The organism is Deinococcus gobiensis I-0 (assembly GCF_000252445.1).
Classification (GTDB): Bacteria; Deinococcota; Deinococci; order Deinococcales; family Deinococcaceae; genus Deinococcus; species Deinococcus gobiensis.
On record NC_017790.1, the window covers coordinates 197652 to 212231 of the forward strand.

A 14580-nucleotide genomic window follows, 5' to 3' on the forward strand; every position below is an offset into this window, starting at 1 on the left:
GGGGGCGGCGCGCTCGCCTGTCCCCGGCCCCCTGAATTTCCCTTCCCGGAGTCTGCATGAGCAAAATCACCGGCTTCCTCGACCAACCGCGCATCAAGGACAAGTACGCGCCCGTGGACGCGCGCCTGAAGCACTACCAGGAATTCATGCTGCCGCTCGACCCGGTGGCCGCCCAGAAGCAGGCGACGCGCTGCATGGACTGCGGCATCCCGTTCTGCAACAACGGCTGTCCGGTCAACAACATCATTCCCGACTTCAACAACCTCGTGTTCGAGGACGACTGGCTCGCCGCCATCGAAACCCTGCACTCGACGAACAACTTCCCCGAGTTCACGGGCCGCATCTGCCCCGCGCCCTGCGAGGCGGCCTGCACCCTGAACATCAACGACGACCCGGTGGGCATCAAGTCCATCGAGCTGGCGATCATCGAGCGCGCGTGGCAGGAAGGCTGGGTGCGCCCGCAGCCGCCCGAGCACAAGACCGGCAAGCGGGTCGCGGTGGTGGGCAGCGGCCCGGCCGGGCTGGCGACCGCGCAGCAGCTCGCGCGCGCCGGGCACGACGTGACGGTCTTCGAGAAGAACGACCGCGTGGGCGGCCTGATGCGCTACGGCATTCCCGACTTCAAGATGGAAAAGAGCCACATCGACCGCCGCGTGGCGCAGATGGAAGCCGAGGGCGTCGTGTTCCGTACCGGCGTGCTGGTCGGGGCGATGCCCGAGGGCAGCCGGGTCACCAACCTCTCGAAAAAGACGGTGTCGCCCGAAGAGCTGCGCGCCGAGTTCGACGCGGTGGTGCTCTCGGGCGGAGCCGAGCAGCCGCGCGACCTGCCGGTGCCGGGCCGGGAGCTCGACGGCGTGCATTTCGCCATGGAGTTCCTGCCGGGGCAGAACCGCGTGAATGCGGGCGACAAGCTCAAAAAGCAGCTGCGCGCCGACGGCAAGCACGTCATCGTGATCGGCGGGGGCGACACCGGCAGCGACTGCGTGGGCACCAGCAACCGCCACGGCGCCGTGAGTGTCACCCAGTACGAGGTCATGCCCCAGCCCCCCGAGCAGGAGAACAAGCCGCTCGTGTGGCCCTACTGGCCCATGAAGCTGCGCACGAGCACCAGCCACGAGGAAGGCGCCGTGCGCGAGTTCGCCATCGCCACCAAGGAATTCATCGGCAAGGGCGGCAAGCTGACCGGCGTCAAGACGGTGCGCATGGAGATGGTCGAGGGCAAGTTGCAGGAAGTCGCCGGGAGCGAGGAAACGCATCCCGCCGACCTCGTGCTGCTGGCGATGGGTTTTGTCAGCCCGCTGGGCAGCGTGCTGGACGCCTTCGGCGTGAGCAAGGACGCGCGCGGCAACGCCCAGGCCGGCACCGACGAGCGCGGCGGCTACGCGACCGACGTGCCGGGCGTGTTCGCGGCCGGCGACATGCGCCGGGGCCAGAGCCTCGTGGTGTGGGCCATCCGCGAGGGCCGGCAGGCGGCGCGCGCCGTCGACGAGTTCCTGATGGGTACGAGCGTACTGCCCCGCTGAAGCGTGGCCGGACGTGGGGGCGGGGCGCAGCCGGTCGGGCGGCCCCGCCCCCACGCGCCTTTACATCACGGCGGGCAGTTCGTCGCCCAGGACGGCCAGCAGGGCTTCGACCACCTGCGGATCGAACTGCTGGCCACTGAGGTCCTGGATGTACTCCAGCGTGGCCCCCATGCTCCAGGCCGCCTTGTAGGGCCGGGCGTTGGTCAGGGCGTCGAAGACGTCGCACACCGAGAAGATGCGCGCGGGCAGGGCGATCTCCTCGCCCTTGAGGCCGGCGGGATAGCCCCGGCCGTCCCACCACTCGTGGTGTGCGCCGATCACGTCGAGGGTGGCCTGCGGCAGGAAAGAGAGCTGCGTCGCCAGCCGTACGCCGTCGCCCACATGTTCCTGCATCCGGCCACGCATCTCGGCGCTCAGGCCGCCGGGGTGGTGCAGGATGTCGTCGGGAATGCCGATCTTGCCGATGTCGTGCAGGTAGGCCCCCCAGCGCAGGGTACGCAGCCCGGTGTCGTTCAGGCCCAGGTGCTCGCCGAGCCGCACCGCCAGATCGGTGACGCGGTCGGTGTGGCCCTGGGTTTCGGCGTCGCGGGCCTCCAGACACAGGCCGATGGCGCGCAGGGCGCTCTCGTGGGCGGCGCGTTCGCGTTCCTCGGCGTCCAGCCGCGCGGCCAGCAACGCCAGCAGCCCGGTCACGCTGCCCACCAGCTGACGCTCGGCGGGGGTCCAGACATGTGGCGTGAAGACGTGCGCCAGCAGCGCCCCCACCAGTTCTCCGCTCTGGCTGGTCACCGGGGCGGCCAGCAGCGCCCGGACGCCCAGATCGGGGAATCCGGCGGCGATCTCGCAGTCCTGGGTCTCCTCGAAATACAGCACGCCCTCGGCCCGCTCCAGGGCGCGCAACAGCGGCATATTGCCGGGCAGGCCGTGGGCCAGCAGCGCGGCCATCTGCGGGCCCTCGGGCATCTCGCCGCTGGCGCTGCGGGCGTGGTAGGCCAGCGTGGCCTCGCGCCACTGGAAGTACCCGGCCCCCACCGCCGCCGTATGGCCGACCAGCGTGTCGAGAACCGGGGTCATGGCGCTGCCCAGGTCGGGGGCTGTGAGGGCCAGGCGGGTCAGGTGCAGGGCGAGGTCTTTCGGCGTGACGGCGGAGTCCGGGAGGGGAAGCGCAGCAGCTTCTTGTGGGCCGTCGGGCGAGGCAGAGGCGTCCATGACCGGTCCATTCTAGAGAGAGATTTCTCACATTAAAGTGACAAGAAGGGCAGCGGCTGGAGCCGTCGCCGGAACTTTCGTGGAGGCGGGCACATGCTAGGCTGCATCCAGCCGCCCTGGCGGGCGCACGAGGCCCCCTGCCCATGACCGATTCCCCCGCCCAGCCCCCGAAGGACACCGACGCCGCCAAGCCCCGGCGCGAGCAGATTCACGACGTGGCGAGCCGCCTGTTTTCCGAGCGGGGATACCACGCCACGAGCATGCGTGACCTCGCCGGAGAGCTGGGCATGCAGGGAGGCAGCCTCTACGCGCACATCAGCGGCAAGGAAGAACTGCTCATCGAGATCGTGAGCCGGGCGTCCCGGCAGTTCGACACGGCGCTGTTCCTGCTGCGCGACGCCGACCTGCCCGCCGACCAGAAGCTGCGCGAGGCGATGCACCGCCATATCCGGGTGGTCGCCGACAACATGGAGAGCGCGACCGTGTTTTTCCACGAGTGGAAACACCTGTCGCCCGCCGCCTACCGGCACGTGACCGACTGGCGCGACACCATCGACGCCTTCTACCGCGAACTGATCGTGCAGGGCATGCGCGAGGGGACGCTGCGCCCCGACCTCGACATCAAGATGACGGCCAACCTGATCCTCTCGGCCGTGAACTGGACCTACACCTGGTACCGTCCCGGCGGCGAACTCACGCCCCGGCAGGTGGCCGAGAGCTTCGCCGACATGCTGCTCTCGGGCCTGCGCGCGCTGCCGGGTACGGAATCCCCCTCCGGGGAGGTGCGGCCATAGCCCTTCCGCCGACCGTCACCGTCCGCATCCGCGAGGCGCTGCGGCTGGGCCAGGAGCGCGCCGCGCGCCTGGAGCGCACCCAGCAGCTCGAACTGGGCGAGGACCTCTACATCCGCATTGCGCCGGGGGGCCGCAAATTCCTGCTGTTCGGGCTGAGCGAGGAGCCCTCGCAGGCGCAGGCCCGCGCCGTGGCGGAGGTGCTGGGGCTGCGCGACCCCGCGTACGGCTGGCATCAGGGCGCGACCCTGCGCTCGCTGACGGTCATCGAGGCGGGCGCGGAGACGGACATGCCCCCTCCCGCCGATCCTGCCGGCTGAACAGGAAAAGGGCGGCCGCCTACGGTGGGGGCCGCCCTTCACGCCGAGTGGGCTCAGGCCCTGGGCGAGCTGCCCTCGAAGCTCTGCTTGAACTTCTGGAGGTCCTCGGCGATCTGCTGGCTGGGCTCCTCGCCGAAGAGCTTGGCGACGGCGGCCCCCAGCGGACCGGCGGGCGGGCGGTAGCTCAGGGCGACATGCACGCGGGTGCTGTTGCCGCCGGGCAGGCCCTCGAACTGCACGCTGCCGGCGTTGTCCACCGTCGCGCCGGGCAGCGAGTGCCAGCCGATGCGCTCGCCGGGCTTGTCGTTGACGATCTCGGCTTCCCACTCGACGTGGGTGCCCAGCGGGGCCTTGGCGACCCAGCGGCTGCGCTTGGCGTCGAGCTGCGTGACTTCTTCGAGGTGGCTCATGATGCGCGGCAGGTTGTCGAGCTTGCGCCAGTAGTCGTAGACCTGCTGGGGCGCTCTGTCGATGACCACGCTGTGCTCGACGAAAATCGGCTTGCTCGACACCGGGCCGCCGCCCAGGCCCGCCGCCTTCATCACCGGATCGTTGCCGGTCGCGGCGCGGTAGGCGAGGTACCCGCCGACCGCCGCGATGCCCAGCCCCAGCACACCCTTTTTGCGCAGCCCCAGCAGCACGAGCGCGCCGCCGGCGGCCCCGCCGATCAGGCGCTGCTGATCCATTCCCTTGGAATCCTGTTTCGTCATGTGTCCAACCTCCGTTACGGCAGTCTAGGAACGCCCCGTGAGATCACGGGTGAATCCTTGACCAAACCACATTAACGCCCCGGCGCACGGCCGGGACGTGTCGGCTGCCCGCGCGGCCTACGATTCGTTGCGCGCCTCGCCGCTCTGGCCGATGACGGCGCTGCCTTCGTCGTCGCCCTGGGGGCGCAGCAGACCGCTGTTGTCGGTCTGGCGGGCGGCGTCGCTCTGCCCGGCCAGCGCGTCGGGCAGGCTGCCCCCGGCGTGCTGGCCGGTGATGTCCTGGGCGGCCGCGCGGTCGCTGCCGGTCGCCGCGCCGCCCTGAAGGTCGGGGCTGAGGTTGGTGTTGGTTCCCTGCGTCTCGGCGGCGCTGCCGGCCGAGGTCGCGGGGGTGGTCGGGGTACTCATCGGTCTGCCTTCGCCCATGTCGGTCGGTCCTCCTGAATGCGGTGTTCCCCGACTGTGCCCCCGGCGCGGGGCCGGGGGATGTGCGCGGGCCCAAGCGGGGCTTAGGCTTCGGCGGCCTCCGCCTCCGGCAGCGGCGGGTCGAAGCCGTCGCGCGCGCGCTCGACCAGGGTCAGGACGTCGTAGGTGGCGACGAGCCCCCCGTGCTGGTTGGTGATCTCGGCGTGCCACTCGACCACGCTGGTCGGGCGCACCTCGCCGGGGCGCAGGTCCTTGCGGATGCGGCGCTTGCAGGTCAGGCGGGTGCGGATGGTGTCCCCGATGCCCACCGGCTCGGTGAAGCGCAGGTTCTCCAGGCCGTAGTTCGCCAGCACCGGCCCCGGCGCGGGCGACACGAACTGCCCGGCCGCCGCCGAGATCAGGAAGTAGCCGTGCGCGACCCGCCGCCCGAAGATGCCTTCCCTGGCCCCGATCTCGTCCACATGCGCGTAGAAGTGGTCGCCGGTCAGGCCCGCGAAATTCACGATGTCGGCCTCGGTGACGGTGCGGCGGTGCGTCAGGAGGCTGTCGCCCACCTTGATCTCGTCGAAGGTCTTGCGGAAGGGGTGGACCGTGTCCTCCTGCACCTGCGCCCCCGGCACATGCTCGCGCGTGATGGCCGAGAGGGTCGTGGGATCGGCCTGCACCGCCACGCGGTTCATGTGGTGCCTGACCCCCGACAGCCCGCCGAGTTCCGCGCCGCCGCCCGCGCGGCCGGGACCGCCGTGCAGCAGCTGCGGCAGCGGCGAGCCGTGCCCGGTGCTCTCTTTCGCGTCGTCGCGGTTCAGGACGAGCAGGCGGCCGTGCGTGCTCGCCAGCCCCAGCACGAGGTCGGTCGCCTCGGCGCGGTCGTAGGTCACGGCGCTGCCCGCCAGCGAGCCGCGCCCGCGCTTGCCCAGGCGCACGGCGTCGTCCAGCGTGTCGTAGGGCAGCAGGGTCGCCACCGGCCCGAACACCTCCAGCTCGTGCGGGCCGCTGCGCAGCGGGTCGTCGCAGCGCAGCACCACCGGGTCGAAGAAAGCGCCCTGCTCGCGGTCGCCGCCGCGCAGTTCGCGCTCCTGGCCCTCGCCGCCGATGACCACCTCGGCGTCCTGCCGGAGCCGCTCCAGCGACTCGCGCACCCGGTCGCGCTGCGCGGCGCTGACCAGCGCGCCCATGCGCACGTCGTCGCGCGCCGGGTCGCCCAGCGTGACCTTGTCCAGCTCGGCGCGCAGCGCGTCCGTGACCGCCTCGACCAGCCCACGCGGCACGATGGCCCGGCGGATGGCGGTGCATTTCTGGCCCGCCTTGCCGGTCATCTCGCGCGCCAGCTCGCGCACGTACAGCGCGAATTCGGGGTCCTCGGGCCGCACCGTCAGGCCCAGCACCGAGGCGTTGAGGCTGTCGGCCTCGGCGTTGAAGGGCACCGATCGCGCCACGACGTTGGGGTGCACCCGCAGCCTGGCCGCCGTCGCCGCCGAGCCGGTGAAGGCCACGAGGTCCTGTTCCTCCAGGTGGTCCAGCAGGTCGCCCGGCTCGCCCACCACGAGTTGCAGGCTGCCCTCGGGCAGCAGGCCCGACGCCACGATGTCGCGCGCGACCCGCTCGGTGAGGTAGGCGGTCTGCGGCGCGGGCTTGACCAGCGTGGGCATCCCCGCGATGAAGGCGGGCGCCAGCTTTTCGAGCATGCCCCACACCGGAAAGTTGAAGGCGTTGATCTGGACGGCCACGCCCTCGCGCGGCACGAGCAGGTGCCGCCCGACGAAGGTGCCGCCCCGGCCGAGCACCTCGACCTTGCCGTCGGGCCAGAAGCGCTCGTCGGGCAGCTCGCGCCGGGCCATGCTGGCGTAGGAAAACAGCGTGCCGATGCCGCCCTCGATGTCCACCCAGCCGTCGCGGCGGGTCGCGCCGGTCAGCAGGTTCAGGGCGTAGTAGGCCTCCTTGCGCTCCATGAGGTAGGTGCCCAGCGCCCGCAGCCGCCGCGCGCGGTCGTGGAAGGTCAGGCGGCGCAGCGCCGCGCCCTGGTCGCGGCCGTAGGCCAGCGCCGCCGCGAAGTCCACCCGGCCGCCGGGCAGCGCCGCGACGGGGCGGCCGTAGACTGCGTCGCGCAGCAGCTCGCCCCCCTCGCCGCCCTGCCAGTGGCCGCACAGGTAGGACTCGGGGCGCAGCAGGCCGGGCGCCGGGGGAACCGGGGCAGAAGAAGAAACCGTCATCGCATACTCCTTGTCGGCCCGCCGCCGGACAGCGCGGGGCCAGTGTTGAGGGACCGCCGGGGCGGCCATATGAAAACGTCTGAACAACCTGTGCCCGGACTATACCGCCGCCGCCCACATGAAGCGCCGCTGACGGCCGCGCTCATGTCGGGGCGTGCGTGCGGGCTTAGGGTGGCGGCACCCGAGGAGGAAGACCGATGCCCAAAGCCTGGAGCCGCAAGGACGAGCGTCAGTACGGCCATGTCAGACAGAGCGAGCTGGACCAGGGCCAGCCTGAGGACCGGGCCGAGGAGATCGCTGCGCGTACCGTGAACAAGACCCGCCGCGAGGAGGGCCGCACGCCGAACAGGCGCACCCAGGGCACCGGCAACCCGAACCGGGCCCTCACGGAGTTGTCCCGTGACGAGCTGTACAACCGTGCCCGCGAGCGGGGCGTACCGGGCCGCAGCCGCATGAGCAAGGCCCAATTGATCGAAGCGCTGCAGTAGGCGGGAACCGGATTCAGGCCGGGCCCGGCGGGCACTCGGGGCTGTGGCAGAAGCGCACGGCGTCGCGTCCCGTGTTCTTCACGAGGTAGAGGCACTGGTCGGCGGCTCCCAGCCCCGCCTCGAAGTGCGGGCCGCAGGCTTCGGCCACCCCGATGCTCACCGTGACGCGCAGGCCCGGCGCCACCGCCTCCCACCCGAAACCGGTCACGGCCTGCCGCAACGCCTGAAGGTCGGCGGCGAAGGCGGGGGCCGACACGCCCGGGCGCAGCAGCACGAATTCCTCGCCGCCGTAGCGCGCCGCGAGGTCGCCGGGCTGCGCGAAGTCGCGGATGAGCCGGGCCAGGGTCCGCAGGACCTCGTCGCCGGGCAGATGGCCGCAGCGGTCGTTGATGCGCTTGAAGTGGTCGATGTCGATGATCGCCACGCCCAGCGGCCGGTCCGGGGCGGCCCTGGCCGAGAGCCGCTCGCCCTCCAGAAAAAGGTGGTAGCGGTTGTACAGGCCTGTCAGGCCGTCGGTAAGGCTCAGGCGCCGCATGTGCTCGTTGAGGGTCTGGAGGTCGCGCAGGTCCGAGAGCAGCTGGCTGTTCTTCTGGCGCTCCTGTTCGGCGATGTCGTTCAGGACGCGGGTGTGGTGCAGCACCTCCAGGGTCCGGTACTGCTGCTCGCGCTCGGCCGCGTGGGTCGCCCGTTCCAGCGCCAGGGCGGCGCGCAGGTGGTCGAGGGCCGCCCCGGGGTCCCCCAGGGCCGCGCAGGCCTCGCTGAGGCGCTCGTGCGCGCAGACGAGCCCCGCGTGTTGCTCCTGCCCCAGTCGCCGGGCCAGGTCCAGCACCGGCCGGAGCTGCTCCAGGGTGGCCTGCGGGCCGGCGCGGCTGCTCAGCGCCAGCGCGATGTCCAGCGCGATCTCCAGGTGGTCGGGGGCCCGTGTGGAGAGCCGGCGCAGCGCCGTCTCCTGCTCGGCGACCAGGCGGTCGTCGCCCGCCGCCTCGGCCGCCTCCAGCAGCGAGCGCCGCAGCCGGCTTTCGAGCCAGGGCAGCTCGGGCGCCCGGGCCACTTCGGCCTCGGGGCCGCCCCAGACGGTCGCCAGTGCCCGGAGCAGCTGCTCGGTGGCGACCTGTGGCTGGCCGGCACGCAGGTTCAGGATGCCCAGGTTCAGCCGCGCGATGCCCTGCCCCACCGGGTCGGACAGGCCGTCGAGCAGCGGCAGGGCCCGGCGCAGGTGGGCCTCGGCCCTCACGGCGTCGCCCACCAGGAACTGCGAGACCCCCAGGTCGTGCAGGCCGCTGGCTTCCAGCTCGGCGCTGTCCAGGTCGCGGGCCAGCTGCAACTGCCGGCCGAACAGCGTGGCGGCCTCTCCCGGCTGGTTCAGGAGGCTGTGCAGGTTCGCCAGGGTGTTCAGGGCGCGGCCCAGCCACACGTCCGGCAGCCCGGGGCCGCGTTCCAGCCGGGGCATGGCGCGGCCGAGTCGCCCCGCGCTGCGGCTGTAGTGTCCGGCTCGCCAGTCGAGGTAGGCCAGGATCACGTCGGCGCGCGCGCCGTCGGGGCTTTTGAGGGCCGCGCGGGCGGTCTGGGCAGCCTGCTCCGGGGTCACGTCGCGGCCATGCCAGGCGGTTTCGAGCAGGGCGAGCCGGTCGCTCCCCTGCTGCCCACTGCCGCCGTGCGCCGCCATAACTCAAATGTGACGGGCCGGGACGCCGGACGCCTTGCCCCTCCCTTCACGCTGCGGTCAGCTGGCGGCCCGCAGCGTGGCCGGGGCGGGCTACAGCGTCAGGTGCAGGGCGCGCGTCCGGGTCTCGATGCTCCAGAAGCCGCTGCCGGTGGTCATGAAGAGCGTGCTGCCCTGCGGCCCACCGAAACAGAGGTTCGTGACGGTCCCCGGCAGCACCACGCGCCCGATCTCCTCGCCGTCCGGGGTCAGGACATGTACGCCGTCGCCCGCGCTGCTCCACAGCCGCCCCTGCTCGTCCACCCGGATGCCGTCGGTCTTGCCCGGCTCGACCTTGAACCACACCCGCTCGTGCGTGGCCGCCTGCGGCTGGCCGCCCGGGCCGCTCCAGGTCAGCCCCGGCTCGTCCTGCGGGGCGGGCGCGAGACGGTAGGCGTGCGTCTGGGCGTCGCCGGTATCCGAGAGGATCAGCCGTTCGGGGCTGACGAACACCAGGCCGTTGGGCTTGACCCGGTCGCGGATGGGCGCGCTCAGGGTGCCGTCGGGGTCCAGGCGGTAGACGTAGTTGCCGGGCTGCTCCTTGGTGCCGCCGTAGCCTTCCTCGGGCTTGTCGATGCCGTAGGTGGGGTCGCTGAACCACAGGCTGCCGTCGGGGTGCAGCGTCACGTCGTTGGGGCTGTTGAGCCGCCCGCCACCGAAACGGTCGGTCAGGGTGGTCCAGCTGCCGTCCTCCTCCTGGCGCACGATGGCGCGCAGGCCGTGCGAACAGGCGATCAGGCGGCCCTGAAGGTCCACGCAGTGCCCGTTCTGGTGGTGGCTGGGGTTCATCTCGTCGGCCAGCTCGCCCGCGTCGGACCAGCGCAGCAGGCGGTTCTGGCGCACGTCGCTGAAAAAGACCGCCTGCCGGGCCGGGACGTAGGTCGGTCCCTCGGTCCAGGTGAAGCCGCCCGCCAGCTGCCGGGGGGCCGCGTCCTCGGGGAACAGGTCCAGGAACTCGGGGCGGGTCGCGTGCAGGCTCATGCCCGCATCCTGGGGCCGGCGGCGCTGTGAGGGGTGAGACCGGCCTTCACGGCGCGCCCTTTTCGGTCCCGGCCACCGGTTCCAGGTGCGCCGTGTCGCCCAGGCGGTGCAGGGTCCAGACCCCGCCCCGGCGGCGCAGGGTGCTCAGGCTGGTGTGCCCGAGCCGCACCGGAAAGGGCAGGGGATACGCCAGCTGCGGCTGCGGGGCCCAGTCCAGCAGCGCCGCGAGCAGCGCCCGGATGGCGACCGAGTGCGAAAAGGCGACGGTATGGCCGCCGGGCAGTTCGGTCGCCCAGGCCCGCATCCGCGCGGCGACCTCGCCCAGGCTCTCGCCGCCGGGCGGGGCGAACTGCCAGGGGTCGCGCTGCCACGCCGCGTAGGCCGGGTGCGCGGCCATCTCGGGAACATTCAGGCCCTCGAACTCCCCGAAGCTGATCTCGCGCAGCCGGGGGTCGAGGGTCAGCGGCCGGCCCGGCAGCGCCAGTTCGGCCGTCTGTACGGCCCTCGCGAGGTCGCTCGACTCGCAGCGGTCGAAGGCCAGGCCCGCGAGACGTGCGCCGAGCCGCCGGGCCTCGTCCACGCCGCGCTCGCCCAGCACGTTGTCGGTCAGGCCCTGCCAGCGGCCCCCCTCGTTCCAGGCGGTCGCTCCGTGGCGCACCAGGGTGAGGTCGAGGTCCGGGCCCGGGGTCACGGGCGGGCCTCGTAGTCCGGCTCGGCGCTGGCGGTATCGCCGGGGGCCATCGCCGGGACCGGGCGCGGGCGGCCCTGGTCGTCCAGGGCCACGAACACGAACAGGCCGGTGGTCGCCAGTTCCTGCTCGCCGCTCGCCATGTGCTCGCGGTACACGTCCACGCGGATGGTCATGCTCGTGCGCCCCACGCGCACCACGCGGGCGTCGAGCGCCACGGCGTCCCCGACCCGGATGGGGACATGGAAGTCCACGCCGTCCATGCGCGCCGTGACCACGTTGCCGCCCGCGTGCCGCACGGCGGCGATGCTGGCGGCCTTGTCCATCAGCGACAGCACCCAGCCCCCGAAGGCCGTGCCGTGATAGTTCGTGTCTTTCGGGAACACCAGTTCCAACATGCGCGCGCGGCTGCGCGGCGCTTTCGTCTCCGTCTCGCTCATCTTCTGACCCCTTCTGCCGCAGGGCGGCGCGGCCCTGAGTCTAGAGGGCCGGGGACTTGGGCGCTTCAGGTACGGTCCGTCTTCCCCTGCCATGACATCCTGACCGCATGCTGCGCCGTCCCCAGCCCCTTCCCCCAGGCCCCGGTCAGGAGTCGGTGTGGAGCTACCCGCGTCCGCCCCGGCTGGAGCGCACCCCCAAACTCGTCGAGGTGTGGCTGGGCGGCCAGCTCGTCGCGCAGACGCGCGCGGCCTTCCGGGTGCTGGAGACGAGCCATCCGCCGACCTATTACCTGCCCAGAGAAGCCTTCGCTCCCGGAGTGCTCCGCCCGGCCCCGGGCGGCAGCGTATGTGAGTACAAGGGGGAGGCGACGTACTGGACCCTGGTGGGCGGCCGCGAGGTGGCCCAGGCGGCGGGCTGGAGCTACGAGTCGCCCACCCCGGAATTCCGGGAGATGGCCGGGCACGTCGCCGTGTACGCCGGGCGTATGGACGAGTGCCGGGTGGACGGCGAACGCGTGACGCCGCAGCCGGGCGGGTTCTACGGCGGCTGGATCACAGGCGACGTGGTGGGGCCTTTCAAGGGTGAGCCGGGAACCTGGGGCTGGTAGAGGGGAACCGGAGAAGCGGGGCCTGCACCCCGACTGGCCCAGGCTTTCGCATGTACAGGGAACGCGGCGCGGGCACACGCGGGCCTTTGGGATCTGGGAGGTGAGCGACGTGTTCGACCATCGGGGCGCCGAATGGCGTCCATCTCGGCGTGCCAACATCCGCGACGCGACCAACTGGCCCCGCCGAGGTGGAAGGGACGAGAATCCCGGTGCCGATTCCAGAGATGCGGCGCGCGACGAAGGCGGCCGGACCGGCTTCTCCGGAGCGGAGCGGCGGGACAAGGACCAGGCCGACCTGGCCGCTCCGGGAGCCCTGATCCCGCCCGCCTGAGCGCATCGCCCCACCTTCTGCTCCCGCGGCCGCGCTTTATCCTGCGGCCATGACCACTTCCGACGCCGCCATCCGCAGTCGCCTGGACGCCCTGGCCAAGTCCCTGCGCGCCTTCCACTCGGCGCTCCTCGACTTCGCCAAGGGGGAGTACGAGTTCCTGCACGGCCCGGTCGCCGGCCCCTTCGCGCTGTATTCGCTGGTGACCAGCGACCCGGCCTTCCAGTGGCTGCGGCCCTTGTCGGGCCTGATGGCGACCCTCGACGAGGTTCTGGACGCCAAGGGCACCCACCTGACCCCCCAGAACGTCAGCGACGTGCAGCACGCCCTCGGACTGCTGTTCTCCGACTCCGACACCCGGTTTGCCGACTTCCGGGCCGGGTACGAGCGGGCCAGCACCGACGCCCGCGTGCGTGAGACCACCGCGCAGTGGCGTTCCCAGCTCGGCGGGCTGGAGGCCTGAGGCCCTTGAAACTCATCGTGGGCCTGGGCAATCCGGGCGAGAAGTACGCGCAGACACGCCACAACGTCGGCTGGCTGGTCCTGAACGAGCTGGCCCGGCGCGCGGGCGCGACCTGGCGCAAGGAAAAGGACGCCGATGTGGCCGACGTGCGCCTGGGGGCCGCCCCCGGCCAGAAGGTGCTGCTCGTGCGGCCGACCACCTTCATGAACACCTCGGGCAAGGCGGTCGCGCCCCTCATGGCCTTCTACAAGCTGGGGGGCGACGACCTGCTGGTGTTGCAGGACGACCTCGACAGTCCCTTCGGGCTGCTCAAGCTCCGGCACGGCGGGCGGCACGGCGGCCAGAACGGCCTGCGCGACATCATCCGGCTGCTGGGGTACGAGGCCTTCGCGCGGGTCAAGGTGGGCATCTCGCGCCCGCCGGCCGGCTGGGACCCCGCCGACTGGGTGCTGAGCAAGTGGCGCGAAGGGGAAGCGGAGACTCTGGCCGAGCTCGTGCGCCTGGGGGCCGACGCCGCGACGGTGTGGGCCACGGAGGGGCTGTCTGGCGCTCAGGGACAGTACAACGGCACCGATCTGCGCCCGCGCCCGGAGCCGGTCCATACTGCGCCGCATGACGACAACCGATCTGAGGCTTGACCTCCTGATGAAGCTGTCCGACCTGCCCGGCGTGCCCGGACAGGAGGACGCGGTGCGCGACTTCGTGCTCGCGGAACTGGACGGCCTGGCCGACGAGGTGCGGGTGGACGCCCTGGGCAACGTGATCGCCCGCCGTGCCGCTTCGGGCGAGGGGCCGCGCGGGCGCGTGATGGTCTCGGCCCACATGGACGAGATCGGCTTTCTGGTGCGCTACATAGACGAGAAGGGCTACCTGCGCCTCCAGAACCTGGGCGGTTTCGACACGCGCAACCTGTTCGCGCGCAACGTCACCGTGCATACGCGCGGCGGGGCGCTGCCCGGCATCCTGACCCCGGCGGGCCGCCCGGTGCACATCGCCTCGCCTGAGGAGCGCAAGAAGGTGCCCGAGCTGCGCGAGTTCTTCGTGGACCTCGGCCTGGACGGCGACGCGGTGAAGGCCCAGGTGCGCGTGGGCGACATGGTCACCCTCGACCAGACGGCCCGCCGGGTGGGGCAGCTCGTGTGCGGCAAGGCGATGGACGACCGCGCCAGCGTCTTCCTGCTGCTCGAAACGCTGCGTGCCCTGCGTGGCCGTCCTTTGCGCCACGACCTCTACGCGGTCTTCAGCGTGCAGGAAGAGGTCGGCCTGCGGGGTGCCATCACGGCGGCCTACGGCGTGCAGCCCACGGTGGGTATCGGCCTGGACGTGACCCTGGCGGTGGACACCCCCGGCGTCGGCCCCGACGAGGCGGTCACGCGCATGGGCGAGGGCATCGGCATCAAGGTGTACGACTCCTCGATGATCTCGACCCGCACCCTGGTGGACGAGTTCTGGGACCTGGCCCAGGCGCGCGAGATTCCGGCGCAGCTCGAAGTGCTGGGCCAGGGCGGCACCGACGGCGCGGCCATCCAGCGCAGCCGCGAGGGCGTGCCCACCCTGACCCTGAGCCTGCCGACCCGATACATCCACACCATCGTCGAGTCGGTCCACGAAACCGACCTGCGCGCGGGCGTGGACCTGCTCGTGGCGTATCTGGGCGAGCCTTCGGCCTGAACCCGGTCCCCAGCTCCCGCAGTTG

General features: G+C 71.9%; 17 protein-coding genes. 9 read left to right on the plus strand and 8 right to left on the minus strand.

Features of this window, described 5'->3' with window-relative positions:
* Nucleotides 1–56 precede the first annotated feature (56 nt).
* On the plus strand, nt 57–1523 hold the full coding sequence (locus DGO_RS00975) for a glutamate synthase subunit beta (protein ID WP_014683600.1): 1467 nt from the start codon (nt 57–59) through the stop codon (nt 1521–1523).
* Between the two features lie 60 nt (nt 1524–1583).
* Here the strand turns inward: DGO_RS00975 and DGO_RS00980 are convergent, their stop codons facing one another.
* Nucleotides 1584–2732, minus strand: coding sequence for an HD-GYP domain-containing protein (locus tag DGO_RS00980; RefSeq protein ID WP_014683601.1), 1149 nt, complete (start codon nt 2730–2732; stop codon nt 1584–1586).
* A gap of 143 nt (nt 2733–2875) precedes the next feature.
* On the opposite strand from DGO_RS00980, the gene DGO_RS00985 reads away from it, so the two are divergent.
* Entirely contained in the window at nt 2876–3526 is a 651-nt protein-coding gene (locus DGO_RS00985) for a TetR/AcrR family transcriptional regulator (RefSeq protein WP_043800459.1), read from the plus strand.
* A gap of 188 nt (nt 3527–3714) precedes the next feature.
* Nucleotides 3715–3843, plus strand: coding sequence for a hypothetical protein (locus DGO_RS24775; RefSeq protein ID WP_338032400.1), 129 nt, complete (start codon nt 3715–3717; stop codon nt 3841–3843).
* Between the two features lie 53 nt (nt 3844–3896).
* Here the strand turns inward: DGO_RS24775 and DGO_RS00995 are convergent, their stop codons facing one another.
* The 3 genes from DGO_RS00995 to paaZ all read right to left on the minus strand — a co-directional run bounded on the left by DGO_RS00995 (nt 3897) and on the right by paaZ (nt 7186).
* Nucleotides 3897–4553 (minus strand): SRPBCC family protein, encoded by a 657-nt coding sequence (locus DGO_RS00995; RefSeq protein WP_043800460.1) that lies wholly within the window; start codon nt 4551–4553, stop codon nt 3897–3899.
* A gap of 117 nt (nt 4554–4670) precedes the next feature.
* Nucleotides 4671–4958: a hypothetical protein gene (locus tag DGO_RS21515; protein WP_083847162.1), complete on the minus strand. Its 288-nt coding sequence runs from the start codon at nt 4956–4958 to the stop codon at nt 4671–4673.
* A 101-nt stretch (nt 4959–5059) separates the two neighbouring features.
* Nucleotides 5060–7186 carry a phenylacetic acid degradation bifunctional protein PaaZ gene (gene paaZ / locus DGO_RS01005; RefSeq protein ID WP_043800462.1) on the minus strand — a complete coding sequence of 709 codons (2127 nt, stop codon included), beginning with the start codon at nt 7184–7186 and terminating at the stop codon, nt 5060–5062.
* A 197-nt stretch (nt 7187–7383) separates the two neighbouring features.
* Here paaZ and DGO_RS01010 point away from each other — a divergent pair, with 197 nt between their 5' ends.
* Nucleotides 7384–7674 (plus strand): Rho termination factor N-terminal domain-containing protein, encoded by a 291-nt coding sequence (locus DGO_RS01010; protein ID WP_014683606.1) that lies wholly within the window; start codon nt 7384–7386, stop codon nt 7672–7674.
* 13 nt (nt 7675–7687) lie between these two features.
* Here the strand turns inward: DGO_RS01010 and DGO_RS24735 are convergent, their stop codons facing one another.
* The 4 genes from DGO_RS24735 to DGO_RS01030 all read right to left on the minus strand — a co-directional run bounded on the left by DGO_RS24735 (nt 7688) and on the right by DGO_RS01030 (nt 11485).
* A complete protein-coding gene (locus DGO_RS24735; RefSeq protein ID WP_014683607.1) occupies nt 7688–9340 on the minus strand; it encodes a GGDEF domain-containing protein in 1653 nt (550 codons plus the stop codon).
* Nucleotides 9341–9430: 90 nt separating this feature from the next.
* A complete protein-coding gene (locus DGO_RS01020) occupies nt 9431–10357 on the minus strand; it encodes an SMP-30/gluconolactonase/LRE family protein (protein WP_014683608.1) in 927 nt (308 codons plus the stop codon).
* Nucleotides 10358–10403: 46 nt separating this feature from the next.
* Nucleotides 10404–11048, minus strand: a complete 645-nt coding sequence (locus tag DGO_RS01025) for a histidine phosphatase family protein (RefSeq protein ID WP_226991408.1) — start codon at nt 11046–11048, stop codon at nt 10404–10406.
* Nucleotides 11045–11485: an acyl-CoA thioesterase gene (locus DGO_RS01030; RefSeq protein WP_014683610.1), complete on the minus strand. Its 441-nt coding sequence runs from the start codon at nt 11483–11485 to the stop codon at nt 11045–11047. The genes DGO_RS01025 and DGO_RS01030 overlap by 4 nt, the downstream gene beginning before the upstream one ends.
* Before the next feature lie 107 nt (nt 11486–11592).
* Between DGO_RS01030 and DGO_RS01035 the strand changes: the two genes are divergently transcribed.
* From DGO_RS01035 to DGO_RS01050, 5 genes are all read left to right on the plus strand, one after another.
* Complete coding sequence (locus DGO_RS01035) at nt 11593–12093, plus strand: DUF427 domain-containing protein (RefSeq protein WP_043800463.1); 501 nt, start codon at nt 11593–11595, stop codon at nt 12091–12093.
* 109 nt (nt 12094–12202) lie between these two features.
* Nucleotides 12203–12424, plus strand: a complete 222-nt coding sequence (locus DGO_RS23115) for a hypothetical protein (protein ID WP_145975216.1) — start codon at nt 12203–12205, stop codon at nt 12422–12424.
* A 49-nt stretch (nt 12425–12473) separates the two neighbouring features.
* Nucleotides 12474–12884 carry a hypothetical protein gene (locus DGO_RS01040; protein ID WP_014683613.1) on the plus strand — a complete coding sequence of 137 codons (411 nt, stop codon included), beginning with the start codon at nt 12474–12476 and terminating at the stop codon, nt 12882–12884.
* A 5-nt stretch (nt 12885–12889) separates the two neighbouring features.
* Nucleotides 12890–13522: an aminoacyl-tRNA hydrolase gene (gene pth / locus DGO_RS01045; RefSeq protein ID WP_014683614.1), complete on the plus strand. Its 633-nt coding sequence runs from the start codon at nt 12890–12892 to the stop codon at nt 13520–13522.
* Nucleotides 13497–14555, plus strand: a complete 1059-nt coding sequence (locus DGO_RS01050; protein WP_043800465.1) for a M42 family metallopeptidase — start codon at nt 13497–13499, stop codon at nt 14553–14555. The genes pth and DGO_RS01050 overlap by 26 nt, the downstream gene beginning before the upstream one ends.
* Nucleotides 14556–14580: the final 25 nt, after the last annotated feature.

What these genes read in the sequence shown, in the direction of transcription:
- DGO_RS00980 (WP_014683601.1), bottom strand. Translation starts at nt 2,732, where the DNA reads ATGGACGCCTCTGCCTCGCCCGACGGCCCACAAGAAGCTGCTGCGCTT.
- DGO_RS00985 (WP_043800459.1), top strand. Translation starts at nt 2,876, where the DNA reads ATGACCGATTCCCCCGCCCAGCCCCCGAAGGACACCGACGCCGCCAAG.
- paaZ (WP_043800462.1), bottom strand. Translation starts at nt 7,186, where the DNA reads ATGACGGTTTCTTCTTCTGCCCCGGTTCCCCCGGCGCCCGGCCTGCTG.
- DGO_RS01010 (WP_014683606.1), top strand. Translation starts at nt 7,384, where the DNA reads ATGCCCAAAGCCTGGAGCCGCAAGGACGAGCGTCAGTACGGCCATGTC.
- DGO_RS00995 (WP_043800460.1), bottom strand. Translation starts at nt 4,553, where the DNA reads ATGACGAAACAGGATTCCAAGGGAATGGATCAGCAGCGCCTGATCGGC.
- DGO_RS01040 (WP_014683613.1), top strand. Translation starts at nt 12,474, where the DNA reads ATGACCACTTCCGACGCCGCCATCCGCAGTCGCCTGGACGCCCTGGCC.
- DGO_RS01020 (WP_014683608.1), bottom strand. Translation starts at nt 10,357, where the DNA reads ATGAGCCTGCACGCGACCCGCCCCGAGTTCCTGGACCTGTTCCCCGAG.
- DGO_RS24735 (WP_014683607.1), bottom strand. Translation starts at nt 9,340, where the DNA reads ATGGCGGCGCACGGCGGCAGTGGGCAGCAGGGGAGCGACCGGCTCGCC.
- DGO_RS00975 (WP_014683600.1), top strand. Translation starts at nt 57, where the DNA reads ATGAGCAAAATCACCGGCTTCCTCGACCAACCGCGCATCAAGGACAAG.
- DGO_RS01030 (WP_014683610.1), bottom strand. Translation starts at nt 11,485, where the DNA reads ATGAGCGAGACGGAGACGAAAGCGCCGCGCAGCCGCGCGCGCATGTTG.
- DGO_RS01050 (WP_043800465.1), top strand. Translation starts at nt 13,497, where the DNA reads ATGACGACAACCGATCTGAGGCTTGACCTCCTGATGAAGCTGTCCGAC.
- DGO_RS01035 (WP_043800463.1), top strand. Translation starts at nt 11,593, where the DNA reads ATGCTGCGCCGTCCCCAGCCCCTTCCCCCAGGCCCCGGTCAGGAGTCG.
- DGO_RS21515 (WP_083847162.1), bottom strand. Translation starts at nt 4,958, where the DNA reads ATGAGTACCCCGACCACCCCCGCGACCTCGGCCGGCAGCGCCGCCGAG.